This window comes from Streptomyces sp. NPDC002573, assembly GCF_042889625.1.
GTDB classification, from domain to species: Bacteria; Actinomycetota; Actinomycetes; order Streptomycetales; family Streptomycetaceae; genus Streptomyces; species Streptomyces gibsoniae.
The window spans coordinates 1-16871 of sequence record NZ_JBIARC010000046.1; the positions used below are offsets into that span (position 1 = coordinate 1).

General features: G+C 72.6%; 18 protein-coding genes. 7 read left to right on the forward strand and 11 right to left on the reverse strand.

Features of this window, described 5'->3' with window-relative positions; all coding sequences use genetic code 11:
* Positions 1 to 88: 88 nt before the first annotated feature.
* Positions 89 to 475, reverse strand: a complete 387-nt coding sequence (locus ACFYX0_RS32665; protein WP_388975703.1) for a nuclear transport factor 2 family protein — start codon at positions 473 to 475, stop codon at positions 89 to 91.
* A 403-nt stretch (positions 476 to 878) separates the two neighbouring features.
* Between ACFYX0_RS32665 and ACFYX0_RS32670 the strand changes: the two genes are divergently transcribed.
* Positions 879 to 1289, forward strand: coding sequence for a hypothetical protein (locus ACFYX0_RS32670; protein WP_388975706.1), 411 nt, complete (start codon positions 879 to 881; stop codon positions 1287 to 1289).
* A gap of 68 nt (positions 1290 to 1357) precedes the next feature.
* On the opposite strand, the gene ACFYX0_RS32675 is transcribed toward ACFYX0_RS32670, so the two are convergent.
* From ACFYX0_RS32675 to ACFYX0_RS32690, 4 genes are read right to left on the reverse strand one after another with little or no spacing between them, the layout of a single operon-like run.
* A complete protein-coding gene (locus ACFYX0_RS32675; RefSeq protein WP_388975709.1) occupies positions 1358 to 2719 on the reverse strand; it encodes a streptophobe family protein in 1362 nt (453 codons plus the stop codon).
* Between the two features lie 55 nt (positions 2720 to 2774).
* Positions 2775 to 3194, reverse strand: a complete 420-nt coding sequence (locus ACFYX0_RS32680) for a PRC-barrel domain-containing protein (RefSeq protein WP_388975823.1) — start codon at positions 3192 to 3194, stop codon at positions 2775 to 2777.
* Positions 3194 to 3802, reverse strand: coding sequence for a PRC-barrel domain-containing protein (locus tag ACFYX0_RS32685; protein WP_388975712.1), 609 nt, complete (start codon positions 3800 to 3802; stop codon positions 3194 to 3196). The genes ACFYX0_RS32680 and ACFYX0_RS32685 overlap by 1 nt, the downstream gene beginning before the upstream one ends.
* Positions 3799 to 3945, reverse strand: coding sequence for a hypothetical protein (locus ACFYX0_RS32690; protein WP_311694682.1), 147 nt, complete (start codon positions 3943 to 3945; stop codon positions 3799 to 3801). Before ACFYX0_RS32690 ends, ACFYX0_RS32685 begins: the two co-directional genes overlap by 4 nt.
* Positions 3946 to 4180: 235 nt before the next feature.
* On the opposite strand from ACFYX0_RS32690, the gene ACFYX0_RS32695 reads away from it, so the two are divergent.
* On the forward strand, positions 4181 to 4633 hold the full coding sequence (locus ACFYX0_RS32695; protein WP_355912715.1) for an ATP-binding protein: 453 nt from the start codon (positions 4181 to 4183) through the stop codon (positions 4631 to 4633).
* 105 nt (positions 4634 to 4738) lie between these two features.
* Here ACFYX0_RS32695 and ACFYX0_RS32700 read toward each other — a convergent pair whose 3' ends face one another.
* Positions 4739 to 5626 carry an RNA polymerase sigma factor SigF gene (locus tag ACFYX0_RS32700; protein WP_388975715.1) on the reverse strand — a complete coding sequence of 296 codons (888 nt, stop codon included), beginning with the start codon at positions 5624 to 5626 and terminating at the stop codon, positions 4739 to 4741.
* A 258-nt stretch (positions 5627 to 5884) separates the two neighbouring features.
* Here ACFYX0_RS32700 and ACFYX0_RS32705 point away from each other — a divergent pair, with 258 nt between their 5' ends.
* Positions 5885 to 6340 carry a helix-turn-helix domain-containing protein gene (locus ACFYX0_RS32705; protein WP_388975718.1) on the forward strand — a complete coding sequence of 152 codons (456 nt, stop codon included), beginning with the start codon at positions 5885 to 5887 and terminating at the stop codon, positions 6338 to 6340.
* A 34-nt stretch (positions 6341 to 6374) separates the two neighbouring features.
* On the opposite strand, the gene ACFYX0_RS32710 is transcribed toward ACFYX0_RS32705, so the two are convergent.
* The 3 genes from ACFYX0_RS32710 to ACFYX0_RS32720 all read right to left on the reverse strand — a co-directional run bounded on the left by ACFYX0_RS32710 (position 6375) and on the right by ACFYX0_RS32720 (position 8922).
* Entirely contained in the window at positions 6375 to 6977 is a 603-nt protein-coding gene (locus tag ACFYX0_RS32710; protein WP_355912724.1) for an ATP-dependent Clp protease proteolytic subunit, read from the reverse strand.
* A gap of 1 nt (position 6978) precedes the next feature.
* Entirely contained in the window at positions 6979 to 7617 is a 639-nt protein-coding gene (locus tag ACFYX0_RS32715; protein ID WP_311694677.1) for an ATP-dependent Clp protease proteolytic subunit, read from the reverse strand.
* 102 nt (positions 7618 to 7719) lie between these two features.
* Complete coding sequence (locus ACFYX0_RS32720; protein WP_388975722.1) at positions 7720 to 8922, reverse strand: epoxide hydrolase family protein; 1203 nt, start codon at positions 8920 to 8922, stop codon at positions 7720 to 7722.
* A gap of 137 nt (positions 8923 to 9059) precedes the next feature.
* On the opposite strand from ACFYX0_RS32720, the gene ACFYX0_RS32725 reads away from it, so the two are divergent.
* Positions 9060 to 9557 (forward strand): VOC family protein, encoded by a 498-nt coding sequence (locus ACFYX0_RS32725; RefSeq protein WP_388975724.1) that lies wholly within the window; start codon positions 9060 to 9062, stop codon positions 9555 to 9557.
* A gap of 297 nt (positions 9558 to 9854) precedes the next feature.
* Positions 9855 to 11459, forward strand: coding sequence for a bifunctional phosphatase PAP2/diacylglycerol kinase family protein (locus ACFYX0_RS32730; RefSeq protein ID WP_388975727.1), 1605 nt, complete (start codon positions 9855 to 9857; stop codon positions 11457 to 11459).
* On the opposite strand, the gene ACFYX0_RS32735 is transcribed toward ACFYX0_RS32730, so the two are convergent.
* Complete coding sequence (locus ACFYX0_RS32735) at positions 11460 to 12959, reverse strand: MFS transporter (protein ID WP_388975730.1); 1500 nt, start codon at positions 12957 to 12959, stop codon at positions 11460 to 11462.
* Between the two features lie 213 nt (positions 12960 to 13172).
* Between ACFYX0_RS32735 and ACFYX0_RS32740 the strand changes: the two genes are divergently transcribed.
* Together ACFYX0_RS32740 and ACFYX0_RS32745 are read left to right on the forward strand one after the other, a co-directional pair.
* Positions 13173 to 13514: a metalloregulator ArsR/SmtB family transcription factor gene (locus ACFYX0_RS32740; RefSeq protein WP_311694672.1), complete on the forward strand. Its 342-nt coding sequence runs from the start codon at positions 13173 to 13175 to the stop codon at positions 13512 to 13514.
* Between the two features lie 5 nt (positions 13515 to 13519).
* Positions 13520 to 14050, forward strand: coding sequence for an SRPBCC family protein (locus ACFYX0_RS32745; protein ID WP_355912742.1), 531 nt, complete (start codon positions 13520 to 13522; stop codon positions 14048 to 14050).
* 4 nt (positions 14051 to 14054) lie between these two features.
* Here the strand turns inward: ACFYX0_RS32745 and ACFYX0_RS32750 are convergent, their stop codons facing one another.
* Complete coding sequence (locus ACFYX0_RS32750; protein ID WP_388975733.1) at positions 14055 to 16871, reverse strand: NHLP bacteriocin export ABC transporter permease/ATPase subunit; 2817 nt, start codon at positions 16869 to 16871, stop codon at positions 14055 to 14057.

The window sequence follows — 16871 nt, forward strand, 5'->3', positions numbered from 1 at the left end:
CATGGACGATCAACCCAGCCACCGCATAGACCGAGGGGCCACCCGGCCCACGGCCGGGCAGCCCCTCAGCAAGATCTTCATGACTCTTCTAGGCGGCGGCCGTCGGCACGCGGTCCAGGAAACCGTGGACCGTGCGGATGCGTCCGTCGTCGGTCAGGGCGATCACGTCGAAGCCGGCGGCGGGCGCCGAGCCGTCCGCGTCGCTCACCAGCTCCCAGGCGAAGCGGGCGATGTCGTGGTGCCCGTCGACCGTGCCGAGGAGCCGGAAGGAGAACCCCGGGAACTGCTCGTGGGCTCCCGCGATCACGGCGGCGATCTGCTCGTGCCCGGCGACATCGGCCAGCGGGTCGGTGTAGGTCCCGTCCGGACCCCAGGCGGCGGCGACCGCCTTGGTCAGGGTCTGGGGGTCGCGGGCGTTCCACGCCTCGAGGTAGCGGGCGACGGCGGACTCGTGGCGCTGGGTGTCTGCGGACATGGCGGATCAGCCTCCATCAAGGTCGTAAGTGCTGGTCGGACGCGGTTTCCCCGGGGCGTCGTGCCCGCCGGGGTGCCGATGTGTCCACCATGCCGGGGGTGCCCTGTAGCCGTCGATTACCTCCCGGGTAAGGGCGCTCTCGCCGCGGTACGGCCGCGCCGGCGTCCCCCGCGGCGGGCCGGGGCGCCTCCTTTCGGCCAACGACGACCGCGCATATGCCAGGAGACTGGCTGAAATGGCATGGTGACAGAGTGTCAGGAGTGGCGATACTCGAGTGACAGGGTGATGCGGCCCACATCCCGGAGCGGAGGATGCGCCGTGGCCGGATCACCCTCGTGCACAGCGCGCGCATGCAAGGCACCACGGGCCCGCCCGGCACCGAGCACCGCACTGGGGGACGAACGTGCACGACGAATTCCTGTGCCATGTCACCGCATACGGCATCTGCGGCGGTCAGCGAGTCGGCGTGCCCTTAGGAACCTATCGCGCGCCCACCCTCGCCCTCGCACTGTGGTGGATGCGCGACCGTGCCTCCTGGATCGCCGAGCGGCTCGACCCGGATCCGGACAACCCGCTCTTCCCGCCGAAGTCCATCGCCCCCGTCGCCGCCACGGTCCCCGATGTGCCGAGCGTGCTGCGCGCCTGGTGCGGTGACACGAGCCGACAGGAACTGGTCGCCGAGGAACTGGCCGCCGGACGGCTGGTCCGCGTCGCCGTCAGCGACGACACCACGGAGTACGAACTGCTCGCCGAGTCCGTGGACGCCCTGCGGATGCAGCGCTTCGTGCCCGCGCTCTCCACCCCGGCGGCCTGACCGTCCCCGTACGGTCCGCACCCGGCCGGACGCACACCCGGGCGGGTGGCCGGAGCCGCTCCTCGGCCTCAGCCGTCCGGGGGGCGGGCGGAGCCGCTGTCCGGTTCCGCCGTGGCCTTCCGCCGCGGAACCGGACCGGGCACCTCACCGCGCCCGCCGCCCCGTCGCCGGAGGCGCCCCTCCGCCGGGCCGGCGACGAAACCGGCGGCGAGCCCCCACAGGGCGGCCAGGCCCAGGGCCGTCCACCACTGCGGTGTCAGCATCAGCACACCGGACAGGCCGCCGCCCAGGTCGCCGACGCCCAGGAGCGACAGTCCGTAGTGCGCCCGGATCCGGCACACCAGGCAGATCACCAGCACCGCCGCCACCAGCGCGCCGGCCAGGCGCGCCGCGTGCCACCAGGCCCGTGTCCCCGCCGGGGAACGCACCGCCGTCAGCCACGCGGCGGCGAGGACCAGTACGGCGTTCACGACCACGAGCCACCACACCCGGCCGTCGTGCGCGGTGAGCGTACGCAGGTTGAGCGTCGAGACGTCCGGCGTGCGCAGCACCTCGTCGAGCAGATGCGGCGCGGGCAGCCCGAGCGGCCCGTCCACCCGCCCGTGCCAGGTCGCGCCCAGCCCGATGGTGAACAGCGGCCACACCAGATTGGGCAGCCCCAGCAAAATCACCGCGAGCGTCTGCGCGGGGTGCCCGCGCGTCGCCGCCACCACCAGCGCGATGACGACGCCCAGGGCGACGTACGCGAGCAGCAGGGCCACCACCGCGTACGCGGCCGGGCGCACGGACTCCTGACGGTGCCGCAGCCGGTCGGGGAGCGGGACCCCGGGCGACACCAGCAGGGCGATGACCAACACCCCAGCCAGCCACAGGAGTCCGAACACCACCGTCTGGGGCAGGTCCGTCGTGTAGCCGATCCGGGGAGCGATGCCGAACAACTGTCCGATGTCCCCGATCGTGCCGCCGAGTGGCACCGGGAACGTCTGACGGGCCGCCAGCGCCATACCGATCAGCGCGGGCAGCCACAGCACGGCGATCCGGGCCGCCCAGCCCGCCAGTTCGGGCGCCCCCGCGACGGCCCGGTGCCGCAGCGGGCGCAGAAAGCCGGCGGCGATCACCAGCGCCCCCGCGAGCGTCACCGACAGGGGCATCACCGTGAGCCCGGCCCGGCTGCCGGCCAGCGGGCCCGCGTCACCCGCGAGCCGCACGCTGCCGCCGACCGCGACGACGACCACGGCCGCGACCGCCCGGGGGAAGCCGTTCTCGGGGATATGGGTACCGCCCGCCGCCCACAGCCCGAGGGCGGCGACCACTCCCATGACGACGAGTCCGGCCAGTACCGTCCACACGGCCTGGAACCAGCCGTACGGGGCGATCGGCGGGCCGTCGGTGCGGACGGCGGCCCGGTCGGACGAGGTCGGGACGCTCACGCTGCCACGGTAAGCAGCCCCTGCCCGCTCCGCCCGCCGACCTGGGCCGACCGCCTCAGTCCGCCCGGACCACGAGCGCGTAGTCCCCGAGCCCGAGCAGCCGGTCGCCCGCGACCTCGCCCAGGGTGGTGACCACCTTGTCGATCCGGCCCGTGGACGGGTCGAAGACCAGGTCCTGGACCGTGCCGCGCTCCTCACCCTCCTCGGACAGCACCAGGATCCCCAGCACCTCGTGGCGCTGGCCGGGCGGGCCCGGGTCCGGCGGCACGTCCGACGCCACGATCACGGCGTCGGCACCGACCGCGTGCAGGGCATTCCAGGCGACGGCCGTCTCCTTCCGGCCATGCGGTCCCGCCACCCGCAGATGGGTGATCCGGCCGGCCGCCGCGTCGAGGGCGAGCGAGGCGAGCGCACCGATCTCCCGGGCCTCGCCCAGCGTCACCACCGGCAGCCCCCGCGCCTCGGAGAACGTCATCACGACAGCGGCCCCCTCTCGACACCCTCCGCGGCGGCGCCGCCCCGCGACCGGTACGCCTCCACACGCCCCGCGAACCCGGCGAGGTCGTCCGCGACGAACCGGACCGCGTCCGCCGGAACCACCAGAGCCCGCCCCGACACCGCGAGCGCCTCGCCACGCGGCACGAACACCCGGCGCCGCCGCCTGCGCGACCCCGCGACCAGCGACTCCCGCGCATTGATCCGGAAGCCCACCACCCGTCCGCTCGTACCGCCCTCGACCACCACGTCCAGCACGATGCCGATCTCCGTGCCCGCGTCCGTCAGCACCCTGGCGCCGAGCACCTGCCCGCGCGCGGCCTCCTTGCGCGCCACCACCGCGGACGACTCGGCCAGCACGTCCTGAGCGCGGATCAGCACGGCGTGCCGGCCCAGCGCGTGCACCGCACCCCACGGCAGGCTCTTGCGCAGCGGCCCCGCGAGCAGACCGCGGCCGCTGAGCGTGAACCCCGTGATCCGGCCGGCCGGGCCGTCGAAGACCGTGTCCCGCACCTGGGCGACCGCGTCGCCGCCCAGCGTCACCACGGGACGCCCGGACAGTTCGCGCGCCCCTGTCAGCTCGTTCATCGTCCATCCCGCCTTCCGGGCCGGTCGCCCCGGCGGACCGCGATCACCGTGCCCGCCCGCCGGCGCGCCTGCACCCACAGCGACAGCCCGGACAGCAGCGCCACCGCCACCACCACGAGGACCGGCCACTCCCACCAGCTCACGGTCCACCTCCGGTACCCCGGCCCCGGCCGCCGTCGGCCGGGCGCCGTACCATGCGGATGCCCCGGACGCATCCGAAGATGCCCCGCGTGACGGCCTCCCCGCAGCCTGTCACCGCGCCCTCGGAACCGTTCCCGGGGGACTGGAGACCGTATCGCTGGGTACGAGCACTGGTGCGGTGTTCCTCCGACGAGGGCGCCGCGCCGTACGAATCCCGGCTTTCCGAGAGAGAACCGCATGATGGAGCACATGGACGGAGCAGTGATACCCACTGACTTCGACATGCCCGTTGAGCCGCTGCGGCGGGCGGCGCACTACACCGGTGAGCCGGGGTCCATCGCCGAGGCCAGGGCCTTCGGAGAGCTTTTCGTCGAACAGCTCAGGTCCGAGTGGTGCGCCCCGGTCGACCGGCTCGCCGCCGGCGATGTGCTTCTGGTCGTGAGCGAGCTGGTCACCAACGCGCAGCGGCACAGCCACGGCCCGTACATCCTGGAGCTGGCGGGCACCGACACGGCCGTCACGGTCGCCGTCTACGACAGCAGCGCGGCGCTGCCCCGGCGCTATCCCAAGGACCCGGGACGGGTCGGGGGCCACGGGCTGGAGATCGTCCATGCGGTGTCGGCCCAGGTCACGGCCGAGCTGGTGCCGGTGGGCAAGTGCGTACGGGCGGTCGTACGGCTGACCCGCTGAGCCGGCCGCGTCCGCACCGGAGCGGCCGGTGGTGCGGGCCCCCGCCACCGGGCGGAGCCGCCGGTCACCACCGGCCGTCCCGGGTCGGTGTCGGCCGGCCCTCGCTCAGACCGCGTCGACCCGGTTCAGATCGTCCAGCATCCCGCTGCGCAGTTGCTCGATGATGCGCTTGATGAGGCGTGAGACATGCATCTGGGAGCAGCCGAGCCGCGCGCCGATGTCGGCCTGGGTGGCCTCCTCCACGAAGCGCAGATGGATGATCGTCCGGTCCCGTTCGCTCAGCTCCGCCACCAGCGGGGCGAGAGTGTGGAAGTCCTCGACAAGACGCAGGCCCTCGTCCTCCTCGCCGATGAAGTCGGCGAGCACCGTCTCCCCGTCCTGGTCCTCCCCGGTCAGCGTGGCGTCCAGGGACGACGAGTTGTAGCCGTTGGCCGCGATCCGCGCCTCCGTGACCTCGTCCTCGGACAGGTTCATCAGCGCGGCCAGCTCGGCGACGGTCGGCTCCCGGTCCAGGCGGGTGGCGAGCTCCTCGCGCGCCTTCGCCAGCTCCACCCGCAACTCCTGGAGGCGGCGCGGCACATGGACGGCCCACGTGGTGTCGCGGAAGAACCGCTTGATCTCACCGACGATGTAGGGCACCGCGAAGGAGGTGAACTCCACCTCCCGCGAGATCTCGAACCGGTCGATGGCCTTGATCAGGCCGATCATGCCGACCTGGACGATGTCCTCCATGTCGTCGCCGCGGCCCCGGAACCGTCCGGCCGCGAACCGCACCAGCGACATGTTCATCTCGATGAGGGTGTTGCGCGCGTACTGGTATTCGTGCGTGCCCTCGTCCAGGGTGGTCAGGCGGTGGAAGAACTGCCGGGACAGTTCCCGCGCGTCACGAGGAGCCACGGTCCGCGGATCCGTGACGGTCGGCAGGGGCCCCTCACCAGTCCTGGTACGGACGCTGTCGTCGGTGACCGTCGACCAGCTCATGGCGGTGTCCATTACCTCTACCTCTCCCAGGAAACTCACTCGTCGGCCTTTTGGGCTTGGCCTCTTGGGCGTCGTCCATCCGTGTGTGAGCGCGTCTACCCCGAAGTCGGCATCTCATGTGAGAGTTGTCGCCCGGTTGGCGTGACGCCGTTCACGCGGCGGGCGCCCGCCGGCCGGCCCCGCCGCCATCTGTCCTACGGCGGCGGGGGGTTCACCCAGGGCGCAACACCGCCCCCTTCCCGTCGCGCCCGCCGTCCCTAGGCTGAGGGGGTGAGCCCTCATGCGCCGAACGAAGCCCGCGTCATCCCGCTCCGCCCGAAGGGCGCGCAGCCCGGCACGGCGCCCGGCGCCGGCACCGCGCCCCGCCCCGCGCGGCAGCCGGGTCCGGCGCCCCGGCCGGCCGCGCCCAAGGAGCCGCTGTGGCGGGACCTGGTCGGGGACGTACTGCGGCGCGAACGGCTCGCCCAGGAGCGCACGCTCAAGGACGTCGCGGAGGCGGCCCGTATCTCGGTGCCCTATCTGTCCGAGCTGGAGCGCGGCCGCAAGGAGGCCTCCTCCGAGGTCCTCGCGGCCGCGGCCCGGGCGCTCGGGCTAGGCCTCGCGGATCTGCTCTCGCTCGCCCAGGACGAGTTGACGCGAGGCGCCGGGAACCGGCCGGGCCGGGGCCGTACGTCGCCGACGGCCCGGCCGGGCGGGCGCTACGACGGGCTGTGCCTCGTCGCCTGACCGTCCCGCGGAGTCCGGCTCCCGGCCCGCCGGGTCATTCGAACGTGCCCCGGTGGCCGAGGACTTGGTCGGCGAGCCCGTAGGCCACGGCCTCCTCCGCGGTGAAGACCCGGTCCCGGTCCATGTCGGCGCGCAGGGTCGCCACCTCGTGGTGCGTGTGCCGGGCGAGGACCTCCTCCACCTGGGAGCGGATACGCACCATCTCCTTGGCCTTGAGGCTCAGGTCGGAGACCGTTCCCTGCTGTCCTCCGGCCGCGGGCTGGCCGAGCAGGACCCGGGCGTGGCGGAGCACGAACCGCCGGCCGGGGTCGCCGCCGGCCAGCAGCACCGCCGCCGTCGAGGCCGCCTGCCCGACGCAGAAGGTGGAGATGGGGGCCCGTACGAACGTCATCGTGTCGTAGATCGCCATCAGCGAGGTGAACGACCCGCCCGGGGAGTTGAGATAGACGGAGATCTCCTGCTCCGGGTTCGCGGACTCCAGATGGAGGAGCTGCGCGATGACGACGTTGGCGACGCCGTCGTCGATCTCCGTGCCGAGGAAGACGATCCGCTCGGAGAGCAGCCGGCTGAAGACGTCGTAGGACCGCTCGCCCTGGGCGGTGCGCTCCACGACGTAGGGAACCGTGTACGACCCCATGTCACAGCCCCATCCGTCGGCGGGCGGCGGCCGGGCGGACGTCGGTGAGCGACTCCACGACCCGGTCCACCATTCCGTACTGCCGGGCCTGTTCGGCCGTGAACCAGCGGTCACGGTCGCCGTCCCGCGCGATGGTCTCCGCGCTCTGCCCGGTGTGCTCGGCGGTGATCCGCTCGATGGCCTGCTTGGTGTACTCCAGGTTCTCCGCCTGGATCTCGATGTCCGCCGTGGTGCCGCCGATGCCCGCCGAGGGCTGGTGCATCATGATCCGCGCGTTCGGCAGGGCGAACCGCTTGCCGCTCGTTCCCACGGTGAGCAGGAACTGGCCCATGCTGGCGGCGAAGCCCATCGCCAGCGTCGAGACGTCGTTGGGGATGAGCCGCATGGTGTCGTAGATGGCGAGCCCCGCGGTGACGGACCCGCCGGGGCTGTTGATGTACAGGCCGATGTCGGTGCGCGGGTCCTCCGCCGACAGCAGGAGCAGTTGCGCGCACACCCGGTTCGCCGACACCTCGTCGACCTGCGTGCCCAGGAAGACGATGCGCTGGGCGAGCAGTTGTGCGGCGAGATGGTCGTCGAACCGGCTGGGCGGGGTGTCGCCCTCCTCCGCGCGCGGGGAGAGCGTGGTCAGTGGAGTCATCGGGTCTCCTTGTCGTGGCACGGATGCCGTCGACTCCACTGTCGGCCCGCGGCGACGGGCGGACACCGTTTCTCTGCCCGCCGCAGATTCGCCGTGGGCAGATCAGCCCTTCTCGCGCAGCTGCCGGAAGAAGGCCCGTACGTCGTCCACCAGCAGGTCGGGCTCCTCCATCGCCGCGAAGTGACCGCCCCGGTCGAACTCCGTCCAGCGCACGATCCTCTCGGTCCGCTCCGCCCGGTGCCGCAGCGGAACCTGGATCTCGGCCGGGAAGACGGCGACCGCGGTCGGCGCGGTCGACGGCTCGGTCGGTGCGGCGGCACGGCCCGCGGCATGCGCCCGCTCGTAGTAGATACGGGCCGCCGAACCGGCGGTGCCGGTCAGCCAGTACAGCATCACGTCGGTGAGCAGCCGGTCCCGGTCGACGGCCTCCTCGGGCAGCTCCCGGGAGTCGGTCCACTCGCGGAACTTCTCCACGATCCAGGCGAGCTGGCCGACTGGCGAGTCCGTGAGGGCGTAGGCGAGCGTCTGCGGCCGGGTGGAGTGCAGCATCGCGTACCCCGTGCCCTCCCGCTGCCACTCCTCCCATCGCCGCCAGGAGGTGAGGGTGCGCTCCCGCTCGTGCGGGCTCAGCGCGGCCAGCTCCTCGGTGGTCGGTTCCGTGGTCTGCTGCGCGCCCGGCAGCAGATTGAGATGGACCCCGATCACCCGGCCGGGGTGGGCCCGGCCCAGCTCCCGGGAGACCATCGCGCCCCAGTCGCCGCCCTGCGCGCCGAACCGCGGATAGCCGAGCCGGTCCATCAGCTCGACCCAGGCGTCGGCGATGCGGCCCGCCTCCCAGCCGGTGTCCTGAGTGGGGCCGGAGAATCCGTAGCCGGGCAGCGCCGGCACCACGACGTGGAACGCGTCCGCGGGGTCACCGCCGTGGGCGGCCGGATCGGCGAGCGGCCCGACCACGTCGAGGAACTCCACGATCGATCCCGGCCAGCCGTGGGTGAGCAGCAGCGGGGTGGCGTCCGGCTCGGGGGAGCGGATGTGGGCGAAGTGGATGCGGGCCCCGTCGATCTCCGTGGTGAACTGCGGCCACTCGTTCAACCGTGCCTCGGCGGCGCGCCAGTCGTATTCGTGGCGCCAGTACCGCACGAGTTCGCGCAGATAGTCGAGGGGGACCCCGTACGCCCAACCCACATCCGGCAGCGCGTCGGGCCAACGGGTGCGGTCGAGGCGCTCGTGCAGGTCGTCGAGGTCGCTCTGCGGGATGTCGATGCGGAACGGTTGCGGGGGCGCCGCGTCCTCAGAGGTGGTCATGGTGGCGGATCGTAGTCCCGGCCGCAGGTGTCACCCCCGATCACGTGGCCGGGAAAAGTGGTCGGCTCGCCACCGATGAGTCGGGGGACGAGGATCGGTCTACTGGGGTGATGACGTTCCCACCCGAGGAGGTACCGATGCCCGCCGACGGATTCACCACCTGTCTCTGGTTCGACGGCCAGGCCGAGGAAGCGGCCGATTTCTATGTGTCCGTCTTCAAGAACTCCCGGCTCGGCCGTGTGGGCCGCTACACCGACGCCGGCCCTGGTCAGCCGGGCTCCGTCATGGCTGTCGAGTTCGTGGCCAACGGCGACAAGTTCGTCGCGCTGAACGGCGGACCGCAGTTCACGTTCAACGAGGCCGTCTCCTTCCAGATCTTCTGCGACGACCAGGACGAGGTGGACCACTACTGGAACCGGCTCCTCGAGGGCGGCGGCGAGCCCGGCCCCTGCGGCTGGCTGAAGGACCGGTACGGCCTGTCCTGGCAGGTCGTACCGGCCACGCTGATCGAGCTGATCAGCGACCCGGACGCGGCGAAGGCGGCCCGCACCACCCAGGCCATGATGACGATGTCCAAGCTGGACATCGCGGCCCTGGAGAAGGCGTACGCGGGGGAGCAGCCGCCGCGGGCCTAGGCCCTGTCGTCAAACTCCCGCCTGCCCCGCGACGCCATGCACGCTCGACTTCGCTCGCGCGGGCGGTGCCCCCACCGCCGCACCGGACACGGCCCCGAGTACACCCGGTACGAGGGCCGCCGCAAGGCCGCCCTCCGGGCGACGACGCGAGTTTGACGGCAGGACCTAGGGGGCCGCGCCCCGCCCGGGAGCGGCCCCGACGCCGTCGGTTCGGATGCCCGACGCGGTGGTGACGGGTATCCGCCGGTCGGGTGCGTCCCGGATGCCGTCGTCGGCCCGGGCCGGTAGCCGTGGAGCATGCGCTTCCTCGGCGAGCTGGACCAGCGGCTGTTCATCCGGGTCGCCGCCGCCCGGGTGCCGGGCGCCGACCCCGCGCTCACCCGGCTGAGCCGCTCGGCGGACCACGGCCGGCTGTGGCTGGGCGCGGCGGCCGGGCTCGTGACGCTCGGCGGACACACCGCCCGGCGTGCCGCCCTGCGCGGCGCCGGTTCGCTCGTCCTCGCCTCGCTGACCGTGAACACCGTCGTCAAGTGGTCCGCCCGGCGCCCGCGACCGCTCCTGGCCCCCGTGCCGCAGATTCGGCACCTCCTGCGACAGCCGCGTACGACGTCCTTCCCCTCCGGCCACTCCGCGTCGGCCGCGGCCTTCGCCACGGGGGTCGCCCTCGAATCCACCCGCTACGGCGCGCTGATCGCCCCGGTGGCCGCCGCGGTCGCCTTCTCGCGGGTCTACGTGGGCGTGCACTACCCGGGGGACGTCCTGGCCGGCACGGTGATCGGCGTCGGCGCGGCGGTCCTCACCTGCCGCTGGTGGCCGCCGCGCCAGGTGAATCCGGAGCGCGAGCGGCCGCCCGCCGCGGCACCCGCCCTGCCCGGCGGCGACGGGCTCGTCGTCTTCGTCAACACCGGCGCCGGGACCGCGGCCGCCCCGCTGCCGGCCACCACCCTCCTGGCGGAACTCCTGCCTGGGGCGGAACTCGTGGCGTGCGGACCGGACGACGACTTCGACGCGTTGCTCGACCGGGCGGTCCGCCGAGCCCTCGCACGGGGCGGCGCGCTGGGCGTCCACGGAGGCGACGGCACGGTCAACACGGTGGCCCGGTCAGCCGCCCGGCACGGCCTGCCCCTCGCGGTGTTCCCCGGCGGCACCTTCAACCACTTCGCCCTCGATGTGGGCGTCCCGCATGTCGCGGACACGGTCGCCGCGGTGGAGCGCGGTGAGGCGGTCGCCGTGGATCTCGGGACCGCCGCCCCCCAGGAAAGGAGCGCGGGCACGGACCGGGACACGGATCCGATGGAGTTCCTCAACACCTTCGCCATCGGTCTCTATCCCGAACTGGTCCGGGTGCGCGAGCGTCTGGAGCACCGGCTCGGCAAATGGCCCGCGGCGACCGTGGCGCTCATCCGGGTGCTGCGCACCGCCGCACCCACGGAACTGCGCATCGACGGCCGGCGCCGTCGGCTGTGGCTGCTCTTCGCGGGCAACTGCCGTTATGTGCCCGACGGTTTCGCGCCCGCGTTCCGCCCCCGGCTCGACGACGGGCTGCTCGATCTGCGGCTCATCGACGGTGACCGCCGGCTGGCCCGCACCCGGGTGGTCCTCGCGGCGTTCCTCGGGGTCCTCGGACACTCCCCGGTGTATGTCGCCGAGCGGGTGCCCGAGGTGCGGATCGAGGACCTCAAAGGCACGGACACCTGCGCCTACGACGGTGAAGTCGTCCCGGCTCCCGGGGCGTTGCGGCTGGCCAAGCGGAACCGGGCGCTGGTCGTCTACCGGCCCGCCGTACCGCGCAGCGAGATCGTCCAGCAGGCGTGGCTCGCCGCGGTCCTCGCCCGGTGCCGGGGACGAGGGAGGGGCCGCCGTCTCCCTGCGGACGGCGGCCCCTCGGCTCTCGGGCACTGATCACATGTGGACGACGGGGGTGCCCTCGGCGGCGGGCTGCTGGGTGCCGGCGCGGTAGAGCAGGAACGCGACGACCGCGCCCGCGGCGAACAGGCCCGCCGACCACTCGAAGGCGGTGGTGTAGCTCTCGATGGTCGCCTGCGCCCGAACCAGCCTGCTGGTCGCGTCCTTCCCGGTCAGATAGTCGGTCGCGGCGCTCGCTGCCAGCGTGTTGAGCAGCGCCGTACCGATGGAACCGCCCACCTGCTGCATCGCGTTGACCGTCGCGGAGGCGACCCCCGCGTCCTCGGCCGCCACCCCGCCGGTGGCGAGCTGCATGGCCGTCGGCATCACCAGGCCGAGGCCCACGCCGATCACGATCAGCTGCGGCAGCACGGCGCTCAGGTAGTGCGAGCCGAGCCCGATGCCGGTGAGCCAGGCCATGCCGGCCGTGGCGACGGCGAAGCCCAGCGGGATCACGATCTTCGGACCGATCCGCGGCAGCAGCACCGTGGTACCGAGTTGCGCCGTCACCATCAGTGCCCCGACCATCGGCAGGAACGCCACACCGGTCTTCGTGGGGCTGAAGCCGAGATTCAGCTGCAGGTAGTAGGTGAGGAAGAGGAAGACACCGAACATGCCCGCGCCGGTGACCAGGACCGCGAGATAGGAGGCCGCGCGGTCGCGGTCGAGCAGGACGCGCTGCGGCAGCAGCGGGTGCGCGGCCCGGGTCTGCCACCAGGAGAAGGCGGCGAGCAGCAATCCGCCCGCGATCAGGAAGCCCCAGGTCTGCGGCGAACCCCAGCGGTGCGTCTCGGCGTTCGAGAAGCCGTAGACGAGGGAGAAGAGACCGCCGGCGACCAGGACCGTGCCCGGCACGTCGAGCTTGGAGTTCGCGGCGTCGCGGTGGTTGCCGAGCAGGACCCAGCCGCCCGCGAAGGCGACGACGGCGATGGCCACGTTCACATAGAGCGTCCAGCGCCAGTCGAGCGCGTCGGTCAGCATCCCGCCCAGCAGCAGGCCGACCGCGCCGCCCGCGCCCGCGATCGCGCCGTACACGCTGAACGCCCGCGCCCGCTCCCGGGCGTCCGTGAACGTGGTGTTGAGCAACGACAGCGCGGCCGGCGCCAGCAGCGCGCCGAAGACGCCCTGCAGGGCACGGGCGGTGACCAGCATGCCGAAGCCGGTGGCGGCGCCGCCGAGCGCGGAGGCCGCAGCGAAGCCGACGACCCCGACGAGGAACGCGGGCTTACGGCCGAAGAGGTCCGCGATCCGCCCGCCGAGCAGCAGCAGGGAGGCGAACGCCAGCGCGTACGCGGTCACGATCCACTGCCGGTTGGCGTCGGAGAAGCCCAGGTCCGCCTGGGCGGACGGCAGGGCGATGTTCACGATCGTGGCGTCCAGCACCACCATCAGCTGCGCGATCGCGACGACCGCGAGGATCCACCACCGTTGCGGCGAGGCCGTGGGTGGTGCCTCCACGGCATCCGTCGTGATGCCGCTCTTCACCGTCTGGGACATGGCAGAACCACTCCAGGGAAAGTCGTTCGGGGACAGGCCTAAACGAAACTGTTTCGTACACTTCGAGAGTAGACCTCTTCTCGCGAAACGGCAACGTTTCGATGGGGCGATTCGCGTGGATGGGTGGGCGTCTTGGTGGTGCCGCCGGTGGCGCCATCAAGGACAGCTTTTCATTCCTTGACGGGAATATAACCAGTGAGGCATATTGAGGTCGTGTCCGATGCCTCCTTGTGGTCCGCCCTCGCCGACCCCCACCGACGGGCCATCGTCGCGCTGCTCCTGGAGCGGCCGCGGCCCGTCGGTGAGATCGTCGAGGCGTGCGGTCTCAGCCAGCCGAGCACGTCGAAGCATCTGAAGGTGCTGCGCGACGCGGGTCTCGTGCGCGTACGACAGGACGCGCAGCGCCGCGTGTACGCGCTCGACCCGGCCCCGATCGCCGCACTCGACGCCTGGCTCGACCCCTACCGCAGGCTGTGGAACCGCAGCCTCGACGCGCTGGGGCGGCGCCTCGACGAGACCTCGGACGACCCCGACCGACCCTCCGCGAAGGACTGATCACCATGGCCGCCGACCTCACCGGCACCTATCTCACCCTCGACGACGGCCGTCCCGCCGTCCGCTTCAGCCGGGTCTACGACTACCCGGTCGACCATGTGTGGCGGCTGGTCACCGACCCCGACGAGCTCGTCCGGTGGTTCCCCTCCCGCGCCGAGTTCGAGCTGCACTCCGGGGGCACCGTCCACTTCAGCGGGGACCCCCACATGCCGGAGCCGACCGGCACGGTCCTGGCCGTCGACGCGCCCCGGCACCTCTCCTTCACCTGGGGCGGCGACGAACTGCGCTTCGACCTGGAGGAGCTGGAGGGCGGACGGACCCGCTTCACCCTCACCAACGTCCTCGGGGAGCAGAACACCGCCGCCCGCAACGGCGCCGGCTGGGAGGTCTGCCTCGCGGCCCTGGACGCCCGGGCCCGCGGCGAGCGCTTCGAAGGCCCGCACTCCGGGGAGACCGCGCCCTGGAAGGACTACTACGAGCGGTACATCCGGGCCGGGATCCCCTCCGGCGCGCCCGTTCCCGGCACCGACGCCTGACCGCTCACGCCATCTGACGTCGTACCAGTTCGTGCAGCCGCCCGCGGGTGTCCGCGAGCAGCTCCGCCGGCGGGCCCTGCTGGGCGACCTTCCCGTCCTCCATCACGATGACCCGGTCCGCGTCCAGCACCGTGGACAGCCGGTGGGCGATCACGATCCGGGTCGCGTTCAGGGCCCGCGTGGACTCGATGACCCGGCGCTGGGTCTCGTTGTCCAGCGCGCTCGTCGCCTCGTCGAAGAACAGGATGCGCGGGCGGCGGATCAGGGCCTGCGCGATCATCAGCCGCTGCCGCTGTCCGCCGGAGATGGCGCCGCTGCCCTGGACGATGGTGTGCAGGCCCATCGGCATCCGCTTGATGTCCTCGGCCAGTCCCGCCATCTCCGCCGCGGCCATCGCCTCCTCCGGCGTGTACGGCTCGGTGCCGCAGATGACGTCCAGGATCGAGCCGGTGAACGGCTGCGCGTGCTGGAGCACCACCCCGCACTGCCGGCGCACCGCCGACTGGTCGAGCGCCGAGAGGTCCTGCCCGTCGTACAGGACGCTGCCCGAGGACGGCTTGTCGAAGCCGATCAGCAGGCGCAGCAGCGTCGACTTGCCGCAGCCGCTCGGGCCCACGATCGCCACGAACTCGCCCGGCCGCACGGCGAACGACACATCGTCGAGGACCAGGGGACCGTCGTCCGCGTAGCGGAACGAGAGCCGGCGCGCCTCGATCGCGCCGGACAGCACCCCCGGGCGGGTGCTCGCCGTACGCACCTCCGGTGTCGCGTCCAGCACCGGCTTGATCTCCTCGAACAGCGGCAGCGCCGCCACCACCGAGACGAACGCGCCGGTGAGCTGGGTGACCGAGGTCAGCAGCATGGTGACCGAGGTGTTGAAGGTGAGGAAGTCGGCGGCCGACAGGGCGCCCCTGGCCGGGCCCGCGAGCAGGATGAACATCAGAAGTGAGCACAGCGGCAGATACACCGAACCCAGCACCGTGGTGAGGTTCTTGATCCGGCCCACCTTCTGCTGCAGCTCACGGCTGCGCGCGAACTCGCCGGCCCAGGCGGCGTAGGCGTAGTTCTCGGCCGCCGCCACCCGCAGCTTGGGCAGCCCGCGCAGGGTCTGGAACGCCTGGTTGTTCAGCTTGTTGCCGAGCCGCACCAGTCGCCGCTGCCAGCGCACCTGCCACAGCCCGAGTCCCAGGAAGACGGCGGCGATGACGACGAGCATGGCGATCGCGGCCAGTGCCATGGGCACGCTGTACCACAGCAGCAGTCCCAGGTTCATCATGCCGACCGTCACCGACTGGGCGACCACCGGACCGACCCCGGCGAGCAGCCGGCGAATGGCGCTGATGCCCATCGCCGCGCTCGCCAGCTCACCGGTGGAGCGCTCCGCGAAGAACTTCGTCGGCAGCCTCAGCAGCCGGTCCCAGACCGCCGGCTGGAGCGTCGCCTCGATGCGTCCCTCCAGGCGCAGGATGCTCAGGTTCTCCAGCAGCATGAACGCCGCGGCCACCACACCGGTCACCATCAGGGCGAGGCAGACCTGGACGATCAGCCCCTGCTGGGCCTTCGGCACGTACTCGCCGAGCACCTTGCCGGTGGCGATGGGCACCAGCGCGCCGATCGCGACGGTCACCAGACCGCTGAGCAGCAGTCCCAGCAGATCGCCCCGGGTGCCGCGCATGCTGAACCGCAGCAGCCGCAGCGGGTCGAGCCGCTGATCGGGCAGCGGACGGTAGAACATCACGGCCCGCGGCTCGAACTCGGCCGCGTTCGCCTTCTCGACGGGGGTCTCGCGGCCCGACGAGGGCTGGACGGCCACATAGCCGCCGCGCCGCCACAGCAGCGCGACCGGCGCGCCCGACAGCGCCCGGTGGCCCACCAGCGGCCCGACGTCGTCGCGCCACCAGCGCCCGTCCAGCCGTACGACCCGGGTGCGGACCCGGGAGGCGATGGCGATGCGCTCGACCGGGTCGAGGCGGTCGCTCTCGGTGCCGCTCCCCGCGGAGTCGGCCAGGGTGATCCCGGCGGCGCGGGCCACCAGCCGGCAGGCCGCGTAGGTGGCGTCGGCGTCGGCCGCCGTCGTGCGCCGGGCCGACGCCCTGCCGATCGAGGCGAGCAGCGTGTGGTCGGCCTGGGCGCGGACCGCCTCGCCCGCCTTGATACCGGCCGCGGTACGGGTCTCGTGGCTGCGCTCCACCTGCTCGATCCACCGGTCGAGGGTGGTGAGGAGCCGGTACTGCTGGTCGACCATCCCCTGCCAGACCGCGGGATCCATCAGCAGATCGGCCGCCGCCTCCGCTCCGTAGAGCGAGCCGTACTGGACACTGCCCGGCGGCACCTGCATCCAGAACACATCGTCGTCGGTCATCTCGGCGGCCCGTTCGTTCGCCGTCGGCGCCTGGAAGAGGATCGACAGGCTCCGGCCGACGCCCAGGGCGAGCGCGTACTCCAGCGGGCTCGTCGTCGGCGGTACGTACTGCGGGTTGCCGTACTCGTCGTACGACCAGGTCTGGGTGTCGACCTGCTGATACAGCTCGCGCAGCTGGATGCGGCGCACCGCGCAGTCGCGCACCGGGCGGGCGACCAGGGTGTGCTGGGGTCCCGGGACCGGGCCGAGCAGCAGCGAGCCCGCCTCCAGGCGGCCGAGGTGGTGCCAGTGTCCCTGCGCGGCGGCGTCCACCGCGAACAGGTCCAGCGCGCCGGCCGCGACCAGCCACAGCACCTGAGGACCCTCCAGGTCGAGCCGGCCGAGGCCGGAGCAGTCGACCGGGGACCCCATCGCGCCCAGCGCGCCGAGAACGAGGTCGCCCTCGTGAACCGCTGTCAT